We start from the raw sequence: 25,200 nt of genomic DNA, 5'->3' as shown, positions 1-25,200 counted from the left end.
CTCTTCCAATTTATGGTAAAATGAAATTAGTATAATAAGAAAAGGAAAGTCCTTATGAAATTTCTTGAATTAAATAAAAAGCGTCATGCAACGAAGCATTTCAATGATAAAGCAGTTGATCCGAAAGATGTGCGGACGGCGATTGAAATTGCAACTTTAGCGCCAAGTGCTCACAATAGCCAGCCTTGGAAATTTGTAGTTGTTCGTGAGAAAAATGCAGAGTTGGCTGAGATTGCTTTCGGTGCAAACAAAGACCAAATCACAGAAGCACCTGTGACGATTGCTCTTTTTACAGATACAGACTTAGTTAAACGCGCTCGGAAAATTGCTCGTGTGGCTGGGGTCAATAATATGTCCGACGAATTGTTGCAATATTATATGCAAAATTTACCAGTTGAATATGGGCATTATTCTGAGCAGCAAAAAAGCGATTATTTGGCTTTAAATGCTGGTCTGGTGGCAATGAATCTTGTTTTGGCTTTGACCGACCAAGGAATTGGTTCTAATATTATCCTTGGATTTGATAAATCAAAAGCCAATCAAGTGCTAGATATTGATGAACGCTTCCGTCCAGAACTTTTAATTACCGTTGGTTACACAGACGACAAACTGGAGCCAAGTTATCGTTTGCCAGTGGATGAGATTATTGAAAAACGTTGATAGAAAGGAATCTGATTTTATGACGATTGATTTTAAAGCAGAAGTTGAAAAACGTCGCGATGCTCTATTGGCTGACTTGTTTAGCCTTTTGGAAATTAACTCCGAGCGAGATGACATGAAAGCAGATAAAAAACATCCTTTTGGGCCTGGACCTGTTAAGGCTTTGGAAAAATTCTTAGAACTAGCTGCGCGTGATGGTTATCCAACAAAGAATGTGGACAATTATGCAGGGCATTTTGAATATGGCGAAGGAAAAGAAGTGCTTGGAATTTTTGCGCATATGGATGTTGTGCCGGCTGGAAGCGGCTGGGATACGGATCCGTATACACCAACTATCAAGGATGGTAAATTATTTGCGCGTGGTGCGAGTGATGACAAAGGGCCAACGATGGCTTGCTATTATGGACTGAAGATTATCAAAGAATTAGGTTTGCCGACATCTAAGAAGGTTCGTTTTGTAGTTGGTACAGATGAAGAATCTGGATGGGCTGATATGGACTATTATTTCAAACACGTTGGTTTGCCAGAGCCAGATTTTGGTTTTTCACCAGACGCAGAATTTCCAATTATCAATGGTGAAAAAGGAAATATCACCGAATATCTTCATTTTGCAGGGGAAAATAGCGGAGCTGCGCGCTTGCATAGCTTTACTGGCGGACTTCGTGAAAATATGGTTCCTGAATCTGCAACAGCAGTGGTATCAGGAAATGTGCCAAATCTTGTAGATAAATTGGACGAATTTGCAAAGGAACACGAACTTCGATTTGAATACCAAGAATTACCGAGTGGTCAATTAACAGTTACGATTGTTGGGAAATCCGCCCACGGAGCTTCTCCACAATCTGGTGTCAATGGCGCGACTTATTTGGCGAAATTCTTGACCCAGTTTGACTTTGCAGGTTCTGCTAAGGATTATCTTGAAGTGGCTGGGAACATTCTTTTAGAAGACCATGCAGGAAAAGCTCTGAAAGTAGATTATGTAGATGAAAAAATGGGTGCTCTTTCTATGAATGCAGGAGTCTTCCGCTTTGATGAGGCAAGTGATGACAACACCATTGCCCTTAATTTCCGCTATCCACTAGGAACCAATCCAGAAGTAATCAAATCTAAATTGGAAAACTTGCCTGTAGAGAAAGTGACATTGTCCGAGCACGAGCATGTTCCTCACTATGTTCCAATGGAAGATCCACTTGTGACAACGCTTTTGGACGTGTATGAAAAACAAACAGGTCTGAAAGGTTATGAGCAAATCATTGGTGGAGGAACGTTTGGTCGTCTCTTGAAACGCGGTGTTGCTTATGGTGCTATGTTCCCAGGCTATACAGATACCATGCACCAAGCAAATGAATTTATAGATGTAGAAGATCTTTTTCGTGCAGCAGCTATTTATGCTGAGGCAATCTATGAATTGATTAAATAAAGGACGTAAACTCAGCTAGAAATAGTTGAGTTTCTTTCAAAGAAAGAGGACCATTATGATTTATACAATTACAAGTGCGACAGGTCAATTGGGGCAAAAGGTCGTTGCTGAAGCACAGAAACAGTTAGACACTAATGACATTCGGCTATCTGTTCGAAGTCCCAAAAAAGCAAGTCAATATGCAACAGCAGGGATTGATGTCAGAATGGCTGATTATTTAGATGTGGATTCTATGGTCGAGGCTTGGCGTGGAACGGATGTTTTGATTTACATTCCAAGTATTTCTCATCCAAGTATTGTGCGTGTACCCGAGTTTGAAAATTCAGTTATTGCGGCAGAAAGAGCTGGAGTTAAGCACTTTATCTTTGTTGGATTTTTCGCCGATCAAGTTAATAGCCCTTTTCACATGGCGGCTTTCTTTGCTTATGCCAATACTCGTCTAGCATCAGCTGGATTTTCTTACAGCATTATCAAAAATGCTATGTATGCTGATCCATTGGTACCTTATTTACCTGAGTTAATAGAGCGCAAGGCGGTCATCTATCCAATGGAAAATGCCAAAATGAGCTTTATTTCGCGAGAAGATAGTGCAGAAGCTATTGTCAAACTGGCTATGTCGCCTGTCCTACAGGGAAAGACGTATGTTTTGACTCAAGAACGCAATTACACAATGTTGGAGCTGGCTAATCTTTTGTCCGAGGTTTCTGGTCACGAGATTAGCTATCAGCCGGTGACAGTTGAGGAATTTGCTGCCTTTTATGATCAGCCCAAAGGATTTGGAGTTGTGCTGGCTTCCCTTTATCAAGCTGGAAGTCAAGGCTGCCTGGACATTGTGACAGATGATTTTCGGACAATCACAGGACGGCAAGCAACTGATTTGAAAAGTTACATGATGAAAAATTATCAAAAATAGAGGCAAGAAATGGAAACGCTAGAAGATATTAAGAAAGCTATTATGGCTGATTCACAAAATCAAGCATATACCGAGCGAGGAATTGAGCCACTTTTTGCAGCGCCTAAAACGGCACGTATTAACATTGTCGGTCAAGCGCCGGGCATCAAAGCGCAGGAAACACGCCTGTACTGGAATGATAAGAGTGGTGATCGCTTGCGTGAATGGATGGGTGTCGATTATGATACTTTTTATCATTCAGGTTATTTTGCTGCGATTCCAATGGACTTTTATTTCCCAGGTCATGGAAAATCAGGCGATTTACCGCCTCGCAAGGACTTTGCTGAAAAATGGCATCAGCCGATTTTAGAGTTGTTGCCGGATCTTGAATTGACGATTCTCATTGGTCAGTATGCTCAAAAATACTACCTTCATCAAAAAGGAACTGTAAAACTAACTGATACGGTAAAACATTATCAAGACTACTTGCCAGAATTTTTCCCGCTTGTCCACCCCTCACCACGAAATCAAATTTGGATGGCTAAGAATCCTTGGTTTGCAGAAACCGTAATTCCTGATTTAAGGGAACGGGTACAAAAGATTATTTCATAGTGTGGAACAAAAGTTAATCATTTAAAAGTTTTTGATTTTGTTGCTCCACAGTGGTTCATTAGTACGGAAGCGCCTAATGAATTTCTCCAAACCGCTGCGCTTTGCATGCATAACGTATAAATAATAGAAGCTAGGCACTTTTTCCCAGCTTCTTTTTTTAAACAAAATCTTTGACAAAAAATGTTCTATATAGTAGAATAAGCACAAATTTCTATATAGTATATTTTAGAAAGAAGAAAAATGAGTAAAAAAGTAATCAATGGTGGGTTTTACATTGGGAAAATTCATCGTTTGTCCAATCGACTGATGAATCACATTTTGTTAGAACACGGGATTCAAGCTTTTAATGGAGAACAGGGACGTATTTTACACGCGCTTTGGCAAAAAGATTATCAAAGTCAAACGGAACTGTCAGAGCAGACCGGCTTGACACTGAACACTCTTACTAAAATGATTGACCGAATGATTAGCATGAAACTTGTGGAACGGTGTTCTCATGAAAAAGATAAGCGGAAAAAGATGATTTGTCTGACAGATTATGCAAAAGGATTAAAAGCAGAATATGATGCAATTTCTGATGAAATAATTGAAATCTTTTACAGCGGATTTTCTGATCTAGAAATTGATGAATTTGAGACTTATTTGGAGCGTATCGTGGCAAATTTAACCAAGCCAAGAAAGGATGAAGCATGAACGAGTTCATTAAATTAGTAACCAACCAATGGGATTTTCTTTTAAGTCTTGTCTGGGATCATATCTGGATATCGGGCTTGTCTATCTTGCTTGCTTTAATTTTGGGAGTTGGGCTTGGAATTTTCATCAGTTTCAAAAAAAGCTGGGCTGGTGTCGTTATCGGAATAGTGAATATTCTTTATACAATTCCCTCTATTGCCCTTTTAGGGATTTTGATTTCAATTACAGGAATTGGGAACAAAACAGCAATTGTAGCTCTAATCTTGTATGCACTTTTACCCATGGTACGGAGCACTTATACAGGGATTACAGGTGTTGATCCGCTTCTCGTTGAAGCAGCAGAAGGAATGGGTTCTACTCGCAAGCAGATTTTAACCAAAGTGCAATTGCCACTTGCCTTTCCGGTCATGATGTCTGGTTTTCGCAATATGGTGACGATGACCATTGCGCTAGCTGGGATTGCCTCTTTCGTCGGTGCTGGCGGTCTGGGGGTTGCAATCTACCGTGGGATTACCACTAATAATCAAACCTTGACCTTGGTCGGAAGTATTTTAGTAGCTTTGTTGGCATTGGTCTTTGATTTTCTCCTTTCTTTGGTTGAAAAATCAATCTTACGTCATAAAAAAGTATCTAAAAAATGGTTAGCTGTTTTCAGCTCTATAGTTCTTTTGATGGCAGGAATCATCGCATTTTTGCAAATGAATCCAATGGGTGGAACGGTCAAGATTGCGACCAAGCCACAGACAGAAAACTATATCTTAGGAGAAATGCAAAAACAAGTCATTGAAGAATACACCAATCTGAAGGTCAAAATGACTAAAGGTGTCGGTGGTGGGACTGCCAATATCCATCCAGCGATGGTTAAAGGTGAATTTGATATTTATGCCGAATACACCGGTACGATCTGGGAAGTTATTCTCAAAAAGTCAGGTTCTTATGATGAAAGTCAATTTAAGACGCTTGAAAGTCAATACCGCAAGAAATATCAACTTGCTTGGGTAAATACATTTGGCTTTAATAATACATATGGCTTAGCCGTTCGCAAGGATGTAGCAGAAAAATACAATATTAAAACCTTTAGCGATCTTGCTAAAGCTAGTCCTAATTTAACTTTTGGTGCGGAGTATGATTTCTTTGGTCGTGAAGACGGTTTTGCACGTTTACAATCTACCTATGGTATGAAGTTCAAATCTCAAGTGGATATGGATAGCGGATTGAAATATCAGGCAGTTAAATCTGGCAGAGTGGATACAATTGATATTTTCACCACAGATGGACAACTTTATGGTGCTAATCTAGTGGTCTTGAAAGATGATAAAAAAATCTATCCTTCTTATCGGGCAGGAACAGTTGTTCGAGAAGCCACTCTTAAAAAATACCCACAATTGAAAAAAGCATTGGCAAAATTAGATGGTATTTTAACGGATAGTAAAATGGCAGAACTAAATCATAAAGTAGAAAATGACAAAGAAGAGCCTGCTAAAGTCGCTCATGACTATCTTGTAGAGAAAGGAATTTTGAAAAAATGATTGAATACAAAGAAATTAGCAAATCTTATGGAAATCAAGACATTATTAAAAATTTAAATCTAAAGATTGAAGATGGCACTTTTCTGACAGTTGTGGGGACTTCTGGCTCAGGCAAAACGACATTGTTAAAGATGATAAATGGTTTGGTCAAGCCGAATCAAGGACAAATCCTTATCAATGGTCAAGATGTGCAGGACACGGATTTGATTGAATTGCGACGAAACATCGGTTATTCGATTCAAGGAAATGGGCTTTTTCCGCATTTGACAGTTGCTGAGAATATCGCTTATGTCTTGAATTTGCAAAAGAAAAATCAAGCGGAAATAGAGAAAGTTGTAGATGAAAAGTTAGCTATGCTTGGTTTAGATATTCAGCTAAAAAATCGCTATCCAGCAGCTCTTTCGGGCGGACAGGCGCAACGAGTGGGGATTGCCCGTGCACTCGCTGCGACGCCTGATATTTTGCTAATGGATGAGCCTTTTGGAGCAGTGGATGCTATTACGCGCTATCAGTTACAGCGTGAATTAAAATTACTGCATGAAGAAACTGGCATTACAGTTGTGTTTATCACACACGATATAACAGAAGCCTTGAAACTAGGCACGAAAATCCTCGTTTTAGATAAGGGAGAAATCCAGCAATATGGCACGCCACAGGAAATAAAAATGCAGCCTGCAAATGACTTTGTACGAAAACTACTAGAATTAGCAAGCTAAAGAGAAGTTCTATGAATCAAAAAATGAAAGCCATGGTAATTTATGAGCCTGGTGGTCCAGAAAAATTTGTTCTAGAAGAACGAGAAATCCCGAATGTAAAAGAAGGCTGGACTCTAGTCAAGATTAAAGGTTTTGGGATCAATCATTCAGAAATTTTTACTCGGAAAGGTCTATCTCCAGATGTTCAATTTCCTCGAACTTTGGGGATTGAGTGTGTAGGACAAGTAGTTGAAACGACAAGGAGAGATTTGCAAGAAGGGCAAAAAATTGTTTCTATTATGGGCGAAATGTGACGTGCGTATAACGGTTCTTATGCTGAATATGCTCTACTTCCAAATGAGCAGATTTATCCCGTAGATAGCCAATTGTCTTGGTCTGAAGTTAGCAGCAGTACCAGAGACCTATTATACCGCTTCTGGCTCCTTCAAAAATCTGCAGATAAAAGAAGGAGACTCAATCTTAGTCCGAGCTGTGACAAGTGGTGTTGGATTAGCTTTCTTAAAATTGGTAAAGGCGCAATTCCCACAGAATCGTGTAGTTGGCGCAGTTCGTTCTCTCGCTAAAAAAGATTTGCTTCAATATCTAGGCTTTGATGAGATTATTTTAGATGAAAAAGGAGTTTTGCAAACTGAGGAAAAGTTTGATAAAATCCTTGAATTAGTCGGTCTGGCTACTCTAAAAAATTCATTTGACCATATTCAAAGTGCAGGAATTATCTGTAACACTGGTCAATTAGGTGGCAAATGGTATGTAGAGGAGTTTGACCCAATCGTAGAAATAAAAAATAATAGTTTTTTGACGAGCTTTTATTCAGGAAATGTGAGCCAGCAGCTTATTGATGAACTTTTTAGCTATATTGATACTTACCAGATAAATGTATCTCCTCAACGAATCTTTTCGTTAGAGCAAATCCCAGCAGCCCATTCTTATATCGAAAGTCAAGCGGGATTTGGGAAAGTGGTCGTCTTAAATGATTAACTAGAAAAAATGAAAAGTGTGCAAATGCATGCTTTTTTGAATTGACATACAGTATATCTACGCCTATAATGAAAATTAGAAAATTCTATAAATGAGGCGATACAGATGAAAAAAAGGATTGGGATTTTATTAGTAGCGAGTTTATTTCTTTTGACAGCTTGTGGGGGAAAGAAAACGAATGTGGAAACGAAACAAGAAGGAAAAGCAACGTCTGCAAAAGTTGCGTCCTCTGAGCAAGCAAAGAAAAAAGCAAAAGTTCATTATAATGGTTCTTACTATAGTGTAAAAGGAAAATACGATGAAATTGTCATCGCAAATAAACATTATCCATTATCTTCAGATTACAATCCCGGTGAAAATCCTACTGCTAAAGCAAAATTGCTGGAGTTGATTGCGGCCATGCAAAGTGAAGGCTATCCTATCAGTCATCAATATAGCGGTTTCCGTAGTTATCAAACGCAGGTTACTCTTTATCAAAATTATATCAATCAAGACGGGAAAGAAGCAGCAGATCGTTATTCTGCCCGACCTGGCTATAGTGAACACCAAACAGGCTTGGCATTTGACTTGATTGGCACAGATGGAAATCTAGTAACAGAAGAAAAGGCAAGTCGATGGCTTTTGAAACATGCAGCTGAATATGGATTTGTCGTGCGCTATCTAAATGGTAAAGAAGACAAAACTGGATATATGCCAGAGCAATGGCATCTTCGTTATGTTGGGAAAGAAGCAAAAGAGATTGCGGATTCAGGACTATCTTTAGAAGAGTATTTCGGCTTTTCCGGGGGAGATTATAAGGATTAAAGTTGAACACAAGGAGACAATACACATGAAAATTTACACAATGAACCCTACTATTGATGTCGTGGAAACACCTGTTGAAGAAACTAGCCGCATCATCCGTCACCTTCACTTAGGAGAAGGAAAAATAATTCCTGAACATAAGGCTGATGCTTTGGTGACTGTTGTCTGTCTAGAAGGAAAGGTTGATTTTACATCATCTGGTCAAACAGTTCAACTTGTTCCCGGAAGTTTTTTAACCATGGAACCAAATGAACTTCATAGTTTATATGGTGTAAAAGATAGCCATGTATTGGTTATTCAACAATTAAAATACTGAATGTAAAAAAAGGTAAAAACTTGGAAGTCATACTGTCGTAGATTCCAAGTTTTGTTGATTATATAAAAAACCTTTCCCAAAATTGGAAAAGGCTTATTATCAACATTCTTTGTAATGTAAATATGATCTTTATTTGAGACCGTATTTTTTGTTGAAACGATCCACACGTCCATCTGCTTGAGTGAATTTTTGACGTCCAGTGTAGAATGGATGTGAGTCTGATGAAATTTCCACACGGATCAAAGGATAAGTGTTTCCATCTTCCCATTCAATAGTTTCGCTAGAATACTTAGTAGAACCACTAAGGAATTTGTAGCCAGTTGAAGTATCCATAAAGACAACAGGACGGTATTCAGGATGAATATCTTTTCTCATTTTTAAAAATTTCCTTTCTGCCATGGTCTCTCTGCGAGCCATAGATTCGTTACTTTGATAGTTTACCAAATTCTAGCGGATTTGACAAGTCTTTTCTACCAAATTATTTCCTTTTTGCCAATTCTTTCAATTCTTGATAAACTTCTTCGATTTCTTCTTTGGAGTAAGCATTGGCACCACTGGCAAGAGGATGACCGCCTCCGTCGTGTTTTTTAGCTACTTCATTAATCGGGATAAATTTACTCCGCAACCGAACGCGATAATTGCCATTTTCTTGCTCAACAAAAATTCCCCATAATTCAACGCTGTCAATACGCCCTGGAGCTGAAACGATAGCAGAAGTGTCGGCATCTGTTAAATGATTGGCTTTGAGAAGTTCCTGAGTTAAAATGACACGAGCTGCACCATTTCCATCGACTTCTAAATGGTCATAAACATAGCCTTGAAGTTTAGCGATTTGATAGCTGAAAGAGTCCATTTTCCGCGCTAAAGCAGCAAAGTCAAAAGGATATTCGCGAAGTTTGCTGGCGATAGCCATAGTTCGGGCGGTTGTGGCAGGATATAGGAAACGCCCAGTATCACCAACGATTCCAGCATAAAGTAACTTAGCAGAATAATCATCTAGTTTCAGTTTATTTTCTAATGCAAAGAGAGCAATTAGCTCACTAGCACTACTAGAGCTAGTATCTACCCAAGAAATATCCCCGTAAATGTCATCGTTTGGATGATGATCGATTTTGATGAGAAAATCTCCTTTGCTGTACCGTTCGTCATCAATCCGAGCAGTATTTGCTGTATCACAAACAATAACTAAAGCATTCTTGTAATCATCATCTGAAACATCATCCATTTTAGCCAGCCAAGAAAGAGTAGGTTCAGTTTTTCCTGCTACTTTAATCTTTTTCTCAGGGAAATTGACTTGAAGTAATTTTTTCAAACCGACTTGACTTCCTAATGCATCAGGATCGGGTCGCATGTGACGATGGATGATGATTGTATCATATTCTTTAATTTTATGTAAAATTTGCTTGAAAATTTCCATATGATAACCTCCGCTCTACCTTTTATTCATTGTATCATAAGATGATTATTTTAAAAAGTAAAAGGGAAAAGTAGGGAACTTTAAGAGATTTGAAGTGCAACAATTTGTTCAATGTGTTATAATAAACTGATAGAATTTTTTGGAGGAAATTATGGCTTTAGCAAAAATTGTATTTGCGAGTATGACAGGAAATACAGAAGAAATCGCAGATATTGTAGCTGATAAATTAAAAGAACTTGGTTTAGAAGTAGATATTGATGAATGCACAACGGTTGATGCAGAGGAATTTCTAGAAGCAGATATCGCAATCGTTGCTTCTTATACATACGGTGACGGCGAGTTGCCTGATGAAATTGTTGATTTTTATGAAGATTTAGCTAGTCTTGACTTGACTGGAAAGATTTACGGTGTTGTTGGATCAGGCGATACATTTTATGATGAATTTTGTAAGGCAGTAGATGATTTTGACCGCGCTTTTGTAGCGACAGGTGCTGAAAAAGGCGCTGAAAATGTCAAAGTCGATCTGTCAGCAGAAGATGAAGATATTGAAAATCTGGAGAAATTCGCTGAAGCATTAGCCGAAAAAGTACGGTAATCATGTAAGAAGGCTGGGAAATTTTCCTAGCCTTTTTTAGCTTAATTTATTCGATTTTAGGCATATATTCTGACATTTCTAATATAGAATAGTATAATAAGAGAAGAGAAATTGTATCAATGGGAGGAATGAGATGACGAAAGAACGAGATTATGCTTTTGGATTTCACGATGATGTAAAACCGTTATTTTCTACTGGTAAGGGCTTGACAGAAGAGGTTGTTCGTGAAATTTCTGAAATTAAAAATGAGCCGCAATGGATGTTGGATTATCGCTTGCGTTCTTTAGAATTGTTCCATAAATTGCCCATGCCTGATTTTGGGCCAGATTTATCCGGCATACGATTTGATGATATTGTCTATTATCAAAAATTAAGTGGGGATCGGGCTAGAAGTTGGGATGAAGTGCCAGATGAAATAAAGAAAACCTTTGAGCGTCTGGGTATTCCTGAAGCGGAAAGTCAATTTTTGTCAGGAGCAGTTGCTCAGTATGAATCTGAAGTAGTCTATCACAACATGAAAGAAGAATTTGCCAAGCAAGGCATTATCTTTACCGATACCGACACGGCAGTACAAGAATATCCAGATTTGGTCAAAAAGTACTTTGGAACAGTCATTTCTAATGCAGAGCACAAGTTTTCTGCTTTGAACAGTGCTGTTTGGTCAGGTGGCACATTTATCTATGTTCCTAAAAATGTTCAATGTCAGGTGCCAGTTCAGACCTATTTCCGTATCAATGGAGAGAATGCCGGTCAGTTTGAACGCTCGCTCATTATCGTAGAAGAGGGTGGCTCTATTCAATACATTGAGGGCTGTACAGCGCCGACTTATACGACCAATAGTCTTCATGCTGCAAATGTGGAAATTATTGTCAAAAAAGATGCTTTTTTCCGCTATACAACCATTCAAAACTGGTCAGACAATGTTTATAATCTGGTAACAGAGCGTGGAACGGTTGAAGAAGGCGGTACTTTGGAATGGATTGACGGAAATCTGGGCAGCAAGGTCAATATGAAATACCCTTGTAGCATTTTGAATGGCCGGAATGCAAGAACTTCTGTTCTTTCCATGTCCTTTGCTAATTATGGTCAGCATTTGGATGCGGGTTGTAAGGTGTTCCACAATGCGCCAAAGACTTCCAGTACATTGATTTCCAAGTCTGTTGCCAAAGACGGTGGTAAGACGGATTACCGCGGTCAAGTCCGTTTTGGCAAGAACAGTGCTGGTTCAAAGTCTCACATTGAGTGTGATACGATTCTTATGGATGGTGAATCCAGCTCAGATACGATTCCATTTAATGAAATTCACAATTCGAATGTTGCACTGGAACACGAAGCTAAGGTTTCTAAGGTTTCGGAGGATCAGCTTTATTATCTCATGAGCCGTGGCATTAGCGAAGAAGAAGCAACCGCCATGATTATCAATGGCTTTATGGAGCCAATTACCAAAGAACTCCCAATGGAGTACGCAGTTGAGCTCAACCAACTCATTAACATGAGTATGGAAGGCTCAGTAGGATAAAAGTAAAAACAGTCGTGAGGCTGTTTTTTTGTGTTCCTGATTGAAATAAAAGAAATAAAAAAGCACCGAATCGGTGCGCACTTTTTAAGTTGAGTACGGACAAAGCCTTATTTTAACTTGCTGTGTTGTTTCGAATGATTCCAACATAATTATTATACAATAATTTTCTTTAAATGTAAACGTTTTTCTGATAAAATATTAATATACTGAGGAAATTATATTGTTATATGAGAAAACTTAGTGTGAACGATCTGTTTAAAATATATAGTTCTGTGGAAATCTAAGAGATTTGATGTAGTTTTGGAAGCATTCGAAACAACACAGCTCTAAAACTAAGATACAACTTTCTATTAATTCTATCACATTTTTATAGAAATTCATCATTATTTTTGTTGAAAATTTAAAAATATGTGATATAATCAAATCATAAATGACAAAAGTTGTATCTTAAGGAGTTGATTTTGAAGAAAATTAGATTAAAAAAGGACGAACTTGTTATTATAACGGAATTGTTAAAACTTATGAAGGTTCTTGTTGATATAGTTAAGGTTTTCGTTTCATAATTTTATAAGTGGCTTCTAAAGATTTTTATTTTTTGATAAATAACCTTTTCAGCAACTGTGGTAAATTAACATTTTAATTTTTAGAGGCTCCCGTTCTCTATAGTTGTTTTTATATAAAAATTTTAATTTTTACATCAGGAGGAAAAATGATGACACAAAAATACTCTATCGGCTTGGATATCGGCACAAATAGCGTGGGGTGGGCTATTGTAACAGATGACTACAAGATTCCTGCTAAAAAGATGAAAATCTTAGGAAATACTAATAAACAATATATCAAAAAAAATTTACTAGGTGCGCTTTTATTTGATAGTGGAGAAACGGCAAAAGCGACACGCTTGAAACGGACAGCTAGACGCCGTTATACTCGCAGAAAAAATCGTCTGCGTTATTTGCAAGAAATTTTTATTGAGGAAATGAATAAGGTAGATGAAAATTTCTTTCAACGCTTGGATGATTCTTTTCTTGTTACGGAAGATAAGCGAGGAAGTAAGTATCCTATTTTTGGAACTTTAAAAGAAGAAAAAGAGTATTATAAAGAATTTGAAACGATTTACCATTTAAGGAAAAGATTAGCAGATTCAACTGGAAAGGCTGATTTGCGTTTAGTTTATTTGGCTTTAGCGCATATGATTAAATTCCGTGGACATTTTCTCATTGAAGGTCAGCTAAAAGCTGAAAACACAGATGTTCAAACATTATTTAATGATTTTGTAGAAGTATATGATAAGACAATTGAAGAAAGTCATTTAGCAGAAATAACAGTCGATGCATTGAGTATCCTAACAGAAAAAGTTAGCAAATCTCGTCGTTTAGAAAATCTTGTTAAATGCTATCCAACTGAGAAGAAAAATACTCTATTCGGGAATCTTATTGCTTTATCTTTAGGGCTACAACCAAACTTCAAAACGAATTTCCAATTATCTGAAGATGCTAAGTTGCAGTTTTCTAAAGATACCTATGAAGAAGATTTAGAGGAGTTGCTTGGGAAAATTGGAGACGATTATGCAGATTTATTTACTTCAGCTAAAAATCTTTATGACACAATCTTACTTTCAGGCATTTTAGCTGTTGACGATAATTCAACTAAAGCGCTGTTGTCTGCTTCAATGATTAAACGCTATGAGGAACATCAAAAAGATCTTAAAAAATTGAAAGATTTTATTAAAGTGAATGCCCCTGCTCAATATGATGACATTTTTAAAGATGAAACTAAAAATGGTTATGCAGGTTATATTGAAAATGGCGTCAAACAAGATGAATTCTATAAATATTTAAAAAATACCCTTTCTAAAATCGATGGAAGTGATTATTTTCTAGATAAAATTGAACGTGAAGATTTTTTAAGAAAACAAAGAACATTTGATAATGGTTCGATTCCGCATCAAATTCATTTACAAGAAATGCATGCTATTTTACGACGCCAAGGTGAACACTATCCATTCTTGAAAGAAAATCAAGATAAAATTGAAAAAATCTTAACGTTTAGAATACCTTACTACGTTGGTCCTTTGGCACGAAAAGGTAGTCGCTTTGCCTGGGCAGAATACAAGGCTGATGAAAAAATAACACCATGGAATTTTGATGATATTCTTGATAAAGAAAAATCAGCAGAAAAATTCATCACACGCATGACTTTAAATGATTTGTATTTACCTGAAGAAAAAGTCTTACCCAAACACAGTCTTCTATACGAAACCTTTACCGTTTACAACGAGTTGACCAAAGTTAAGTATGTTAATGAACAGGGTGAAGCTAAATTCTTTGATGCAAATATGAAGCAAGAGATTTTTGACCATGTCTTTAAAGAAAATCGGAAAGTTACGAAAGATAAACTGTTAAATTATTTGAATAAAGAGTTTGAAGAATTTAGAATTGTTAACTTAACTGGATTGGATAAGGAAAATAAAGTCTTTAATTCCAGTCTTGGAACCTACCATGATTTGCGTAAGATTTTAGATAAATCATTCTTAGATAACAAAGAAAATGAACAGATAATTGAGGATATCATTCAAACACTAACTCTATTTGAAGATAGAGAGATGATTCGCCAGCGCCTTCAAAAATATAGTGATATCTTTACTAAGGCTCAATTGAAAAAATTGGAACGCCGTCATTACACTGGTTGGGGACGCTTGTCATACAAGTTGATCAATGGTATCCGAAATAAAGAGAATAAGAAAACAATATTAGACTATCTAATCGATGATGGTTATGCTAATCGTAATTTTATGCAGTTGATTAATGATGATGCTCTTTCTTTTAAAGAAGAAATTGCTAGGGCACAAATCATTGGTGATGTTGATGATATTGCAAATGTAGTGCATGACTTACCTGGAAGTCCTGCTATCAAGAAAGGGATTTTACAAAGTGTCAAAATCGTTGATGAATTAGTCAAAGTCATGGGGCATAACCCTGCTAATATTATCATAGAGATGGCACGGGAAAATCAGACGACAGATAAGGGACGTAGAAATTCACAGCAACGTCTTAAATTATTACAAGATTCATTGAAGAATTTGGACAATCCTGTAAATATTAAGAATGTGGAAAATCAGCAACTTCAAAATGATCGATTATTCTTGTACTATATCCAAAATGGCAAAGATATGTATACAGGAGAAACTTTAGATATTAACAATCTAAGTCAATATGATATAGATCACATTATTCCGCAAGCCTATATTAAAGACGATTCTTTTGATAATCGAGTTTTAACGAGTTCTTCCGAAAATCGTGGCAAGTCTGATAATGTTCCCAGCATAGAAGTAGTTCGTGCTAGGAAAGCGGATTGGATGCGATTGCGTAAAGCTGGTCTAATTTCTCAACGTAAGTTTGATAATTTAACCAAGGCAGAACGTGGCGGTCTGACCGAAAATGATAAAGCAGGTTTTATTAAACGTCAGTTAGTTGAGACAAGACAAATTACTAAGCATGTTGCGCAGGTTTTAGATGCTCGTTTTAATGCAAAGCATGATGAGAATAAAAAAGTGATTCGAGATGTTAAAATCATTACTTTGAAATCTAATCTAGTTTCACAATTTCGAAAGGACTTTAAGTTTTACAAAGTACGTGAAATTAATGATTATCACCATGCACATGACGCTTATCTCAATGCAGTTATTGGAACAGCTTTGTTGAAAAAATATCCCAAACTTGCATCAGAATTTGTATATGGTGAATTCAAAAAATATGATGTCCGTAAATTTATTGCGAAATCTGATAAGGAAATTGGAAAAGCTACAGCAAAATATTTCTTTTATTCAAATTTGATGAACTTCTTTAAAAAAGAGGTTAAATTTGCAGACGGTACAGTAGTTGAGAGGCCTGATATTGAAACAAGCGAGGATGGCGAAATAGCTTGGAATAAACAAACCGACTTTAAAATTGTTCGCAAGGTTCTCTCCTATCCGCAGGTTAATATTGTGAAGAAGACTGAGGTACAGACTCATGGTCTAGATAGAGGGAAGCCAAGGGGACTTTTTAATGCTAATCCTTCTCCTAAACCTAAACCAGATAGTAGTGAAAATTTAGTGGGGGTAAAGAGAAATCTTGACCCTAAGAAATATGGTGGTTATGCAGGTATTTCAAATTCTTATGCTGTATTGGTTAAAGCGATTATTGAAAAAGGAGTCAAGAAAAAAGAAACGATGGTACTAGAATTTCAGGGAATTTCCATTTTAGACCGAATTACTTTTGAAAAAGATAAAAGAGCTTTCTTGTTAGGAAAAGGATACAAAGATATTAAAAAAATCATTGAGCTACCTAAATACAGCTTGTTTGAATTGAAAGATGGATCCCGTCGCATGTTAGCTAGCATTCTTTCAACAAATAATAAACGTGGAGAAATTCATAAAGGAAATGAATTGTTTGTTCCACAAAAGTTCACAACTCTGCTATATCATGCCAAACGAATTAACAATCCAATCAACAAAGATCATATAGAATATGTTAAGAAGCATAGAGATGATTTTAAAGAGTTGCTCAACTATGTATTAGAATTTAATGAAAAATATGTGGGGGCTACTAAAAATGGAGAGCGTTTAAAAGAAGCGGTGGCGGATTTTGACAGCAAAAGCAATGAAGAAATTTGTACTAGCTTTTTAGGAGCCGTTAATAGTAAGAATGCAGGCTTATTTGAGTTAACCTCATTAGGAAGTGCCTCAGATTTTGAATTTCTTGGTGTAAAAATTCCTAGATATAGAGATTACACTCCCTCATCGCTATTAAAGGATTCTACCCTCATCCACCAATCCATCACGGGTCTTTATGAAACACGGATTGACTTGAGCAAGTTAGGAGAAGATTGATGGGGTGGAGAACAGTTGTTGTAAATACACATTCAAAACTTTCCTACAAGAATAATCACTTGATCTTCAAGGATGCCTCTCGGACAGAATTGATTCATCTGTCCGAGGTGGATATCTTGTTGTTGGAGACAACTGATATTGTGCTGTCAACCATGCTGATTAAGCGGCTGGTTGATGAGAATATTTTAGTTATTTTTTGTGATGATAAGCGTTTGCCAACAGCCATGCTGATGCCCTACTATGCACGTCACGATTCCAGTTTGCAGCTGAGTAATCAAATCACTTGGTCAGAAGATGTCAAGGCAGAAGTCTGGACGACAATCATTGCACAGAAGATTCTGAATCAAGCGATGTACCTTGGAGATTGTGGTTTCTTTGAGAAATCACAGTCTATTATTGATTTATATAATGGGTTGGAGCTGTTTGATCCTAGTAACCGTGAAGGACACGCGGCTCGGATCTACTTTAATACATTATTTGGAAATGATTTTTCAAGGGAACAAGATAATGATATTAATGCTGCTCTTGATTACGGATACACCTTGATACTAAGTATGTTTGCTCGGGAAGTAGTGGTTTGTGGATGTATGACTCAGTTTGGGCTGAAACATGCCAATCAGTTTAATCAATTTAATCTGGCAAGTGATGTAATGGAGCCGTTTCGCCCAATTATTGATAGGATTGTTTACGAAAACAGGAACAATGACTTTGTGAAAATTAAGAGAGAGTTGTTTACTATTTTTTCTGATACTTTTCTCTATAATGGGAAAGAAATGTATTTATCTAACATTGTCAGTGATTACACTAAAAAAGTGATAAAGACATTGAATCAAACTGGGAAAGGAGTTCCTGAATTTAGGATATGAGTTATCGATATATGCGAATGATTTTAATGTTTGATATGCCGGTTGAAACTGCAGAGGAGCGTAAAGCTTATCGAAAATTTAGGAAATTCTTGATTAAAGAAGGTTTCATTATGCACCAGTTTTCAGTATACAGTAAGCTGCTTTTGAATAGCTCTGCCAACAATGCCATGCTTGAGCGGTTAAAAGTTAATAATCCTAAGAAGGGAAGTATCACCCTTTTAACGGTAACAGAAAAGCAATTTTCTCGCATGATCTACTTGAATGGAGAAAGGGATACCAGTATTGCTAATTCAGATGCAAGGTTGGTATTTCTAGGAGAGGATTTTACAGATGAAAATTAATTTTCCGATTCTGGACGAACCGATTGAAATTAAACAGGCTACTTTCCTTATTTTAGAGGAACAGCTGATATTTTCCGATGTTGTCAAACACCTATATCACTATTCGGAAGAAGATGAGCTAAAATTATTTGATAACAAGATGAAATCCTTGAAAGAATCCGAGTTATTGCTTATTACAGATGTTTTAGGTTATAATATTAATTCGCCGGCAATGTTAAAATTGATTCGTGCGGATTTGGAAAAACAGTTGAATGAAAAGCCTGAAGTGAAATCTATGTTAGAAAAATTAGTTGCAACTATTACAGAACTAATTGCTTTTGAATGTTTAGAAAACGAGCTGGATTTAGAGTATGATGAAATAACAATTTTGGAATTGATTGATGCTTTAGGTGTAAAAATTGAAACACTAAGTGACACTGTTTTTGAGAAAAGTTTAGAGATTGTTCAGGTGTTTAAATATCTTTCTAAAAAGAAACTGCTTGTCTTTGTGAATGTATCATGTTATCTGTCTGAACATGAACTAGCTAAATTGGTAGAATATATTCAACTTCATAATATAAATGTACTGTTTGTTGAACCAAGAAAAGTATACGACTTCCCTCAATATGTAGTGGATGAGGACTATTTCTTATCTTGTGAGAATATGATATAATATTAGTAAATATAAGGAATCATTTGAGCTGAAGTCTAGCTGGGACGAATGGCGCGATTACGAAATTTCGAGACAAAAATTGGTCCACGAGGTTTTAGAGCTGTGCTGTTTCGAATGGTTCCAAAACGATCTCGTAGCCCTCCTAGAAAAAGGTAATGTTTTAGAGCTGTGCTGTTTCGAATGGTTCCAAAACAATAAAACGTTTGTCAAATATATCGCCCATGTTTTAGAGCTGTGCTGTTTCGAATGGTTCCAAAACTTTTCTCACTCTTTTGAATCAAAAAAGCTAGTTTTAGAGCTGTGCTGTTTCGAATGGTTCCAAAACCGTCGAAGTTGGCGAAGACGGCCATGCCGAGTTTTAGAGCTGTGCTGTTTCGAATGGTTCCAAAACGATTGTTGAGGGATATGGATCACGAACAAAGTTTTAGAGCTGTGCTGTTTCGAATGGTTCCAAAACTTTCATGTTGGTTTGTGTAGCCCCTTTTCAGTTTTAGAGCTGTGCTGTTTCGAATGGTTCCAAAACAAATGAAATTCGTTTGATTGTTGAGGGGTAGTTTTAGAGCTGTGCTGTTTCGAATGGTTCCAAAACGTCAATATTTTCAAATTCTCTGGCAATGTTGTTTTAGAGCTGTGCTGTTTCGAATGGTTCCAAAACATTGCAAAACGCCTCTTAGAAGGCACGTTAGTTTTAGAGCTGTGCTGTTTCGAATGGTTCCAAAACCTCACTTGCTTAAGCTGCTAACTCAACAAGGTTTTAGAGCTGTGCTGTTTCGAATGGTTCCAAAACGAAAGAATTGATTATTGATAAAATCAAGAAGTTTTAGAGCTGTGCTGTTTCGAATGGTTCCAAAACTATCCACTCCGCCACAAACTGCGGAATGACGTTTTAGAGCTGTGCTGTTTCGAATGGTTCCAAAACAGGAATATATATGACGCAAAAAGGTCTATTGTTTTAGAGCTGTGCTGTTTCGAATGGTTCCAAAACTGGAAATTCTGACGACTTAGAGCATGAATCGTTTTAGAGCTGTGCTGTTTCGAATGGTTCCAAAACATTTTGATTGATATAGAAAAGGAAATAACAGTTTTAGAGCTGTGCTGTTTCGAATGGTTCCAAAACTTAGCGATTTCCAGCTGAAATTCATTCATAGTTTTAGAGCTGTGCTGTTTCGAATGGTTCCAAAACATTTTCAATACTGTTAAATTTAAAAATAGTGTTTTAGAGCTGTGCTGTTTCGAATGGTTCCAAAACGCAGGTTCACTTAGAATTGAGAACAATTGGGTTTTAGAGCTGTGCTGTTTCGAATGGTTCCAAAACTCTTGAGTTGTTAAATCGTCAAGGTAGCGAGTTTTAGAGCTGTGCTGTTTCGAATGGTTCCAAAACGTGGATTCGTTTTAATCCGTTAGATGGTAAGTTTTAGAGCTGTGCTGTTTCGAATGGTTCCAAAACACTGGTGGATGGCAAAGAAATGCTTCCTGAGTTTTAGAGCTGTGCTGTTTCGAATGGTTCCAAAACTTCAATTCTTCAAGTTCCGAACGAGTAAAGGTTTTAGAGCTGTGCTGTTTCGAATGGTTCCAAAACGCAAGGGGATAAAGTCACCTATTTCTGGTAGTTTTAGAGCTGTGCTGTTTCGAATGGTTCCAAAACCTTTAAGTTCCACGCCGACAATTTTTAGATGTTTTAGAGCTGTGCTGTTTCGAATGGTTCCAAAACTCACCTGTTTTTAAAGCCACCACATAGGTTGTTTTAGAGCTGTGCTGTTTCGAATGGTTCCAAAACAGCGACAGGCAAGCTCTTGTCACTCAACGTGTTTTAGAGCTGTGCTGTTTCGAATGGTTCCAAAACTACAGTTAGACTTGTTGCTAGCTAAGAATAGTTTTAGAGCTGTGCTGTTTCGAATGGTTCCAAAACCACTTTTTTAGAAGTGATGAAGGTGAATGAAGTTTTAGAGCTGTGCTGTTTCGAATGGTTCCAAAACACGAAAATGTCTGCTGATTCCTCTTTCGGAGTTTTAGAGCTGTGCTGTTTCGAATGGTTCCAAAACAAAATAGCTTGGAATAATAACGACTAGAATGTTTTAGAGCTGTGCTGTTTCGAATGGTTCCAAAACGCTATATACTCATATTTCGAGCAACTAGACGTTTTAGAGCTGTGCTGTTTCGAATGGTTCCAAAACCTATTTTGCAGACGCCTATCTAAAAATTGTGTTTTAGAGCTGTGCTGTTTCGAATGGTTCCAAAACGAAACTTTCAATTAAATCAAGGACTTCAAGGTTTTAGAGCTGTGCTGTTTCGAATGGTTCCAAAACTTTGAGACAGTCGCTAAATTTACAAATTATGTTTTAGAGCTGTGCTGTTTCGAATGGTTCCAAAACGTGATGTCGGAACAGCTCTAGACCCTTATCGTTTTAGAGCTGTGCTGTTTCGAATGGTTCCAAAACCTTACCACTGGAAGGTCTATCTGTAGATGAGTTTTAGAGCTGTGCTGTTTCGAATGGTTCCAAAACTTCAAAGGAGCGATTCGACTGACAGTCAAGGTTTTAGAGCTGTGCTGTTTCGAATGGTTCCAAAACACAATACATTTTAATCATAGGGCTTGCAAATTTTTCCAATCGTGTTATAATACTTTTTAGAGACATATCACCTACAGGAAATCTTTCAGAGAGCGTGTGGAGCTGGGAATCACGCAGAGGATGTAGCTGGGACTACTCGATTTATTTTTATGCAAACATAAAACGGTGGCTACGTTAGAGCCAATCAGAGGTGTCAACAAACTTTTTTGTTGTACATGAATGAAGGTGGAACCACGTTGCGACGTCCTTTTAGGATTGCCGCTTTTTATTTTGTCGGAAGGAGGAAGAGTTATGCTCTATATGATTGGTGGATCGCCTTGCAGTGGGAAGTCAACAATTGCCTCCCTTCTTACTCAGCAGTATGGGCTGCTTCATATCAAGTTAGATGATTTGACAGACCAGATGATGGATCAAGCAAGAGCGAACGCAAAGCCGATTTCCCTTCTGAGACAGGACAGAAGTCCGGATCAAATCTGGCTGAGACATCCAGAGGAGATGGCAGGTGAAGAATGGTGTTTTTATGAGGAGATTTTTCCTTATGTGACATCTTACTTGCTAAATAATCAAGATAAACCACTCTTACTGGAGGGAGCAGGGCTTCTGCCTCACCTGGTAAAAAGTCTTGAAGAACCAGCGGTTTCCTATCTATGCTTGACTCCGACAGCTGATTTTCAGACAAAGCATTATCGGCAGAGAGAATGGGTTCCCTATGTTTTAGAGGACACATCCAATCCTGAGCAAGCTTTTGAAAACTGGATGCAGCGGGACATTCTTTTTGCCCAAATGGTGCGGAAGGAAGCAAAAAAATTAGGCTATCCTAGCCTCATGACAGACGGAAGTCGATCGGAAAAGGAGACCGCTGAAGAGATTGCTCGGCTCTTAAAATTGCCCAATACAAATAAAATAGATATTAAAGGAGAAAACTATGATTAAGATTACTTTCCCAGATGGCGCTGTTCGTGAATATGAATCAGGCAGCACGACTTTTGACATTGCCCAATCTATCAGCAATTCCTTGGCAAAGAAAGCCTTGGCTGGTAAATTCAACGGCAAACTCATAGATACCACTCGCCCTATCACAGAAGATGGTAGCATCGAAATTGTCACACCTGACCATGAAGACGCCCTGCCTATCTTGCGCCATTCGGCTGCTCATCTCTTTGCCCAAGCTGCTCGTCGTCTCTTCCCAGACATTCACTTGGGTGTCGGTCCAGCTATTCAGGACGGATTTTACTATGATACAGACAATACCGCAGGACAAATTTCCAACGAAGACTTGCCTCGTATCGAAGAAGAAATGAAGAAGATTGTCAAGGAGAATTTCCCGTCAATTCGCGAAGAAGTGACAAAAGATCAAGCACGAGAAATTTTCAAGAATGATCCTTACAAGTTGGAATTGATTGAGGAGCATTCAGAAGATGAAGGTGGTTTGACAATCTACCGTCAAGGTGAATATGTGGATCTCTGTCGTGGACCTCATGTCCCGTCAACTGGACGTATTCAAATTTTCCATTTGTTAAATGTAGCGGGTGCTTACTGGCGTGGGAACAGTGACAATGCTATGATGCAACGGATTTATGGAACAGCTTGGTTTGATAAGAAAGACCTAAAAAACTATCTTCAAATGCGTGAAGAAGCCAAGGAACGTGATCACCGTAAGCTCGGTAAAGAGTTGGATCTTTTCATGATTTCTCCTGAGGTTGGGCAAGGTCTTCCATTCTGGCTTCCAGATGGTGCGACTATTCGTCGTATCGTAGAGCGCTATATTACAGACCGTGAGGTCAATGACGGCTACCAACACGTGTATACGCCACCGCTTGCAAGTGTGGATTTATACAAAACTTCTGGTCACTGGGAACATTACCAAGAAGATATGTTCCCGCCAATGGATATGGGAGACGGTGAACAATTTGTTCTTCGTCCAATGAATTGCCCACACCATATTGAGGTCTATAAAAACCATGTGCATTCTTATCGTGAGCTGCCAATTCGTATTGCAGAACTTGGTATGATGCACCGTTTTGAAAAATCAGGTGCGCTCTCAGGACTCCAACGTGTTCGTGAAATGACGCTGAATGATTCTCACTTATTTGTCATGCCAGAGCAAATTCAAGAAGAATTTAAACATGTGCTGGATTTGATGATTGATGTTTACAAAGACTTTAATATCACAGATTATCGTTTCCGTCTGTCTTATCGTGACCCGAATGACAAGCATAAATATTTTGATAATGATGAAATGTGGGAAAATGCTCAACGCATGCTAAAAGGAGCAATGGATGATTTAGGTTTGGACTATTTTGAGGCAGAAGGCGAAGCTGCTTTCTACGGTCCTAAGTTGGATGTTCAAGTAAAAACAGCTCTTGGAAATGAAGAAACTCTTTCCACTATTCAATTGGACTTCTTGCTACCAGAACGTTTTGATCTTCATTATATCGGAGCAGACGGTGAAGAGCATCGTCCAGTCATGATTCACCGTGGTATTGTGTCTACGATGGAACGCTTTATTGCTTACTTGATTGAAACTTACAAAGGTGCGTTCCCAACTTGGTTGGCACCTCATCAAGTGACGGTCATTCCAATTTCTAATGAAGCGCATGCTGATTACGCTTGGAAAGTAGCGAAAGAACTGCGCAATCGTGGTGTCCGTGTGGATGTCGATGAACGCAATGAAAAAATGCAATACAAGATTCGTCAAAGTCAAACACATAAAGTTCCTTATCAATTGATTGTAGGGGACAAGGAACAAGCAGATGGTACGGTGAATGTCCGTCGTTATGGCAGCAAACAAACTCATACAGAAACAATTGCAGAATTTGTAGACCATATTTTGGCTGATATTGCTAGAAAATCACGCATAGATGATAAGGACAACTAAGCTAAAAAGTAGATGATAGGTTGCAATGATGACATGACTGGTTATAAAGATATGCAATAGAACATCATATCCTGTATGCTGTCGTCTCATTTTACAACCTTTCAATTTTTGAGCTTTAGAAAAAATGTATATCAAAAACTCTATTTCTAATTGAGGAAATCCCTTTTATAGAAATAGAGTTTTTTAGTTTACAATCGCCAAGCATCGTAATCAAAGGTTTGTAAAATCATATTCGTCATTTCTTCAGGCGTTTCTTTAGTACCGCTTGAAATCCAGAGTGAGATAATGCCCTCTATGCTAGATAGAAAAACTTCAAGTGCATATTTTTCAGAAATGGGGAAATTTTCTTTTAAAAAGTGTTCGGTTTGAAGTTTGTGCTGATCATTCGTTAAAATACTAAGCATAAATTCACGGATTGTTTCACGGAAATTGAGGTAATGACTTTGAGAAACGGCATAAATCAGGTCATGGTTTTGTTGGAGATAGCTTAGATTGGCAATGAGTAGGTCGCGCGTGTTTGTCGTTTCTTCAAAATTTTTACGTAATTGGGTAATAATTTCTTCTTTTAGTGTTTCAATTAGGTCGAATTTATCAAGATAGTGAAGATAAAAAGTTCCACGGTTGATACCTGCTCGTTGACAGAGTTTACTAACGGAAATTGTTTCAAATTTTTCTTCTAACAAGAGCTGAATGAGGGCTTCTCTGATATGCTGCTTGGTTGCTGTTTGTCGATTTTGTACCATAACACTCCTTAAATGAACACTCTGTTGATAATTGATGATTGCCTTTATGTTAAGTCTATTTTATAATAAAGATAGGATCTAATCAACAGCTTGTTTATTTAATTGGACATGGAAACTGAAAGAGGA

The 25,200-nt window shown here is 37.6% G+C and carries 20 protein-coding genes, 1 pseudogene and 1 CRISPR repeat array; of the genes and pseudogenes, 18 read left to right on the top strand and 3 right to left on the bottom strand.

Going from position 1 to position 25,200, the window contains the following annotated elements:
• Positions 1-54: 54 nt before the first annotated feature.
• From EL087_RS06080 to EL087_RS06030, 10 genes and pseudogenes are all read left to right on the top strand, one after another.
• Positions 55-660: a nitroreductase family protein gene (locus EL087_RS06080; protein ID WP_126407481.1), complete on the top strand. Its 606-nt coding sequence runs from the start codon at positions 55-57 to the stop codon at positions 658-660.
• Positions 661-679: 19 nt separating this feature from the next.
• A complete protein-coding gene (gene pepV / locus EL087_RS06075; protein ID WP_126407479.1) occupies positions 680-2,080 on the top strand; it encodes a dipeptidase PepV in 1,401 nt (466 codons plus the stop codon).
• A gap of 55 nt (positions 2,081-2,135) precedes the next feature.
• Positions 2,136-2,993 carry an SDR family oxidoreductase gene (locus tag EL087_RS06070; RefSeq protein WP_126407477.1) on the top strand — a complete coding sequence of 286 codons (858 nt, stop codon included), beginning with the start codon at positions 2,136-2,138 and terminating at the stop codon, positions 2,991-2,993.
• A gap of 9 nt (positions 2,994-3,002) precedes the next feature.
• Positions 3,003-3,584 carry a uracil-DNA glycosylase family protein gene (locus EL087_RS06065; RefSeq protein ID WP_049533118.1) on the top strand — a complete coding sequence of 194 codons (582 nt, stop codon included), beginning with the start codon at positions 3,003-3,005 and terminating at the stop codon, positions 3,582-3,584.
• Positions 3,585-3,824: 240 nt separating this feature from the next.
• Entirely contained in the window at positions 3,825-4,277 is a 453-nt protein-coding gene (locus EL087_RS06060) for a MarR family transcriptional regulator (RefSeq protein WP_126407475.1), read from the top strand.
• Positions 4,274-5,806 carry a glycine betaine ABC transporter substrate-binding protein gene (locus EL087_RS06055; RefSeq protein WP_126407473.1) on the top strand — a complete coding sequence of 511 codons (1,533 nt, stop codon included), beginning with the start codon at positions 4,274-4,276 and terminating at the stop codon, positions 5,804-5,806. The genes EL087_RS06060 and EL087_RS06055 overlap by 4 nt, the downstream gene beginning before the upstream one ends.
• Positions 5,803-6,522 carry an ABC transporter ATP-binding protein gene (locus tag EL087_RS06050; protein WP_126407471.1) on the top strand — a complete coding sequence of 240 codons (720 nt, stop codon included), beginning with the start codon at positions 5,803-5,805 and terminating at the stop codon, positions 6,520-6,522. Before EL087_RS06055 ends, EL087_RS06050 begins: the two co-directional genes overlap by 4 nt.
• Positions 6,523-6,533: 11 nt before the next feature.
• A pseudogene (locus tag EL087_RS09305) lies at positions 6,534-7,500 on the top strand (zinc-binding dehydrogenase).
• Positions 7,501-7,605: 105 nt separating this feature from the next.
• Positions 7,606-8,304, top strand: coding sequence for an LD-carboxypeptidase LdcB/DacB (ldcB, locus tag EL087_RS06035; protein ID WP_126407465.1), 699 nt, complete (start codon positions 7,606-7,608; stop codon positions 8,302-8,304).
• A gap of 25 nt (positions 8,305-8,329) precedes the next feature.
• On the top strand, positions 8,330-8,620 hold the full coding sequence (locus EL087_RS06030) for an AraC family ligand binding domain-containing protein (RefSeq protein ID WP_003030010.1): 291 nt from the start codon (positions 8,330-8,332) through the stop codon (positions 8,618-8,620).
• Positions 8,621-8,749: 129 nt separating this feature from the next.
• Here the strand turns inward: EL087_RS06030 and EL087_RS06025 are convergent, their stop codons facing one another.
• Complete coding sequence (locus EL087_RS06025) at positions 8,750-8,995, bottom strand: type B 50S ribosomal protein L31 (protein ID WP_003041527.1); 246 nt, start codon at positions 8,993-8,995, stop codon at positions 8,750-8,752.
• 103 nt (positions 8,996-9,098) lie between these two features.
• A complete protein-coding gene (locus EL087_RS06020; protein ID WP_126407463.1) occupies positions 9,099-10,037 on the bottom strand; it encodes a DHH family phosphoesterase in 939 nt (312 codons plus the stop codon).
• Between the two features lie 151 nt (positions 10,038-10,188).
• Between EL087_RS06020 and EL087_RS06015 the strand changes: the two genes are divergently transcribed.
• The 8 genes from EL087_RS06015 (at position 10,189) to thrS (ending at position 24,331) form a co-directional block, all read left to right on the top strand.
• Positions 10,189-10,632 carry a flavodoxin gene (locus tag EL087_RS06015; protein WP_126407461.1) on the top strand — a complete coding sequence of 148 codons (444 nt, stop codon included), beginning with the start codon at positions 10,189-10,191 and terminating at the stop codon, positions 10,630-10,632.
• Positions 10,633-10,765: 133 nt separating this feature from the next.
• Positions 10,766-12,151: a Fe-S cluster assembly protein SufB gene (sufB, locus tag EL087_RS06010; RefSeq protein WP_126407459.1), complete on the top strand. Its 1,386-nt coding sequence runs from the start codon at positions 10,766-10,768 to the stop codon at positions 12,149-12,151.
• 712 nt (positions 12,152-12,863) lie between these two features.
• Positions 12,864-17,024 carry a type II CRISPR RNA-guided endonuclease Cas9 gene (cas9, locus tag EL087_RS06005; protein ID WP_126408155.1) on the top strand — a complete coding sequence of 1,387 codons (4,161 nt, stop codon included), beginning with the start codon at positions 12,864-12,866 and terminating at the stop codon, positions 17,022-17,024.
• Complete coding sequence (gene cas1 / locus EL087_RS06000; RefSeq protein ID WP_126407457.1) at positions 17,024-17,890, top strand: type II CRISPR-associated endonuclease Cas1; 867 nt, start codon at positions 17,024-17,026, stop codon at positions 17,888-17,890. Before cas9 ends, cas1 begins: the two co-directional genes overlap by 1 nt.
• Positions 17,887-18,231 (top strand): CRISPR-associated endonuclease Cas2, encoded by a 345-nt coding sequence (cas2, locus tag EL087_RS05995; protein ID WP_049533111.1) that lies wholly within the window; start codon positions 17,887-17,889, stop codon positions 18,229-18,231. Before cas1 ends, cas2 begins: the two co-directional genes overlap by 4 nt.
• On the top strand, positions 18,221-18,883 hold the full coding sequence (gene csn2 / locus EL087_RS05990; RefSeq protein WP_126407455.1) for a type II-A CRISPR-associated protein Csn2: 663 nt from the start codon (positions 18,221-18,223) through the stop codon (positions 18,881-18,883). Before cas2 ends, csn2 begins: the two co-directional genes overlap by 11 nt.
• Before the next feature lie 91 nt (positions 18,884-18,974).
• Positions 18,975-21,453: a CRISPR direct-repeat array (repeat unit 36 nt; unit sequence GTTTTAGAGCTGTGCTGTTTCGAATGGTTCCAAAAC).
• 291 nt (positions 21,454-21,744) lie between these two features.
• Entirely contained in the window at positions 21,745-22,386 is a 642-nt protein-coding gene (locus EL087_RS05985) for a hypothetical protein (protein WP_003032482.1), read from the top strand.
• Positions 22,379-24,331: a threonine--tRNA ligase gene (gene thrS, locus EL087_RS05980; protein ID WP_126407453.1), complete on the top strand. Its 1,953-nt coding sequence runs from the start codon at positions 22,379-22,381 to the stop codon at positions 24,329-24,331. The genes EL087_RS05985 and thrS overlap by 8 nt, the downstream gene beginning before the upstream one ends.
• A 188-nt stretch (positions 24,332-24,519) precedes the next feature.
• On the opposite strand, the gene EL087_RS05975 is transcribed toward thrS, so the two are convergent.
• Positions 24,520-25,074: a TetR/AcrR family transcriptional regulator gene (locus EL087_RS05975; RefSeq protein WP_022526291.1), complete on the bottom strand. Its 555-nt coding sequence runs from the start codon at positions 25,072-25,074 to the stop codon at positions 24,520-24,522.
• Positions 25,075-25,200 lie beyond the last annotated feature (126 nt).

The organism is Streptococcus milleri, assembly GCF_900636525.1.
GTDB lineage: Bacteria > Bacillota > Bacilli > Lactobacillales > Streptococcaceae > Streptococcus > Streptococcus hominis.
This window is presented reverse-complemented; position numbering and strand designations above follow the sequence as displayed.

Bases quoted from the DNA above. Each gene is read 5' to 3' on its own strand.
- pepV (WP_126407479.1), top strand. From the start codon at position 680: ATGACGATTGATTTTAAAGCAGAAGTTGAAAAACGTCGCGATGCTCTA.
- EL087_RS05975 (WP_022526291.1), bottom strand. From the start codon at position 25,074: ATGGTACAAAATCGACAAACAGCAACCAAGCAGCATATCAGAGAAGCC.
- EL087_RS06015 (WP_126407461.1), top strand. From the start codon at position 10,189: ATGGCTTTAGCAAAAATTGTATTTGCGAGTATGACAGGAAATACAGAA.
- EL087_RS05985 (WP_003032482.1), top strand. From the start codon at position 21,745: ATGCTCTATATGATTGGTGGATCGCCTTGCAGTGGGAAGTCAACAATT.
- EL087_RS06065 (WP_049533118.1), top strand. From the start codon at position 3,003: ATGGAAACGCTAGAAGATATTAAGAAAGCTATTATGGCTGATTCACAA.
- EL087_RS06030 (WP_003030010.1), top strand. From the start codon at position 8,330: ATGAAAATTTACACAATGAACCCTACTATTGATGTCGTGGAAACACCT.
- ldcB (WP_126407465.1), top strand. From the start codon at position 7,606: ATGAAAAAAAGGATTGGGATTTTATTAGTAGCGAGTTTATTTCTTTTG.
- thrS (WP_126407453.1), top strand. From the start codon at position 22,379: ATGATTAAGATTACTTTCCCAGATGGCGCTGTTCGTGAATATGAATCA.
- EL087_RS06055 (WP_126407473.1), top strand. From the start codon at position 4,274: ATGAACGAGTTCATTAAATTAGTAACCAACCAATGGGATTTTCTTTTA.
- cas2 (WP_049533111.1), top strand. From the start codon at position 17,887: ATGAGTTATCGATATATGCGAATGATTTTAATGTTTGATATGCCGGTT.
- cas9 (WP_126408155.1), top strand. From the start codon at position 12,864: ATGACACAAAAATACTCTATCGGCTTGGATATCGGCACAAATAGCGTG.
- EL087_RS06070 (WP_126407477.1), top strand. From the start codon at position 2,136: ATGATTTATACAATTACAAGTGCGACAGGTCAATTGGGGCAAAAGGTC.
- cas1 (WP_126407457.1), top strand. From the start codon at position 17,024: ATGGGGTGGAGAACAGTTGTTGTAAATACACATTCAAAACTTTCCTAC.
- csn2 (WP_126407455.1), top strand. From the start codon at position 18,221: ATGAAAATTAATTTTCCGATTCTGGACGAACCGATTGAAATTAAACAG.
- EL087_RS06020 (WP_126407463.1), bottom strand. From the start codon at position 10,037: ATGGAAATTTTCAAGCAAATTTTACATAAAATTAAAGAATATGATACA.
- EL087_RS06060 (WP_126407475.1), top strand. From the start codon at position 3,825: ATGAGTAAAAAAGTAATCAATGGTGGGTTTTACATTGGGAAAATTCAT.
- EL087_RS06050 (WP_126407471.1), top strand. From the start codon at position 5,803: ATGATTGAATACAAAGAAATTAGCAAATCTTATGGAAATCAAGACATT.
- sufB (WP_126407459.1), top strand. From the start codon at position 10,766: ATGACGAAAGAACGAGATTATGCTTTTGGATTTCACGATGATGTAAAA.
- EL087_RS06080 (WP_126407481.1), top strand. From the start codon at position 55: ATGAAATTTCTTGAATTAAATAAAAAGCGTCATGCAACGAAGCATTTC.
- EL087_RS06025 (WP_003041527.1), bottom strand. From the start codon at position 8,995: ATGAGAAAAGATATTCATCCTGAATACCGTCCTGTTGTCTTTATGGAT.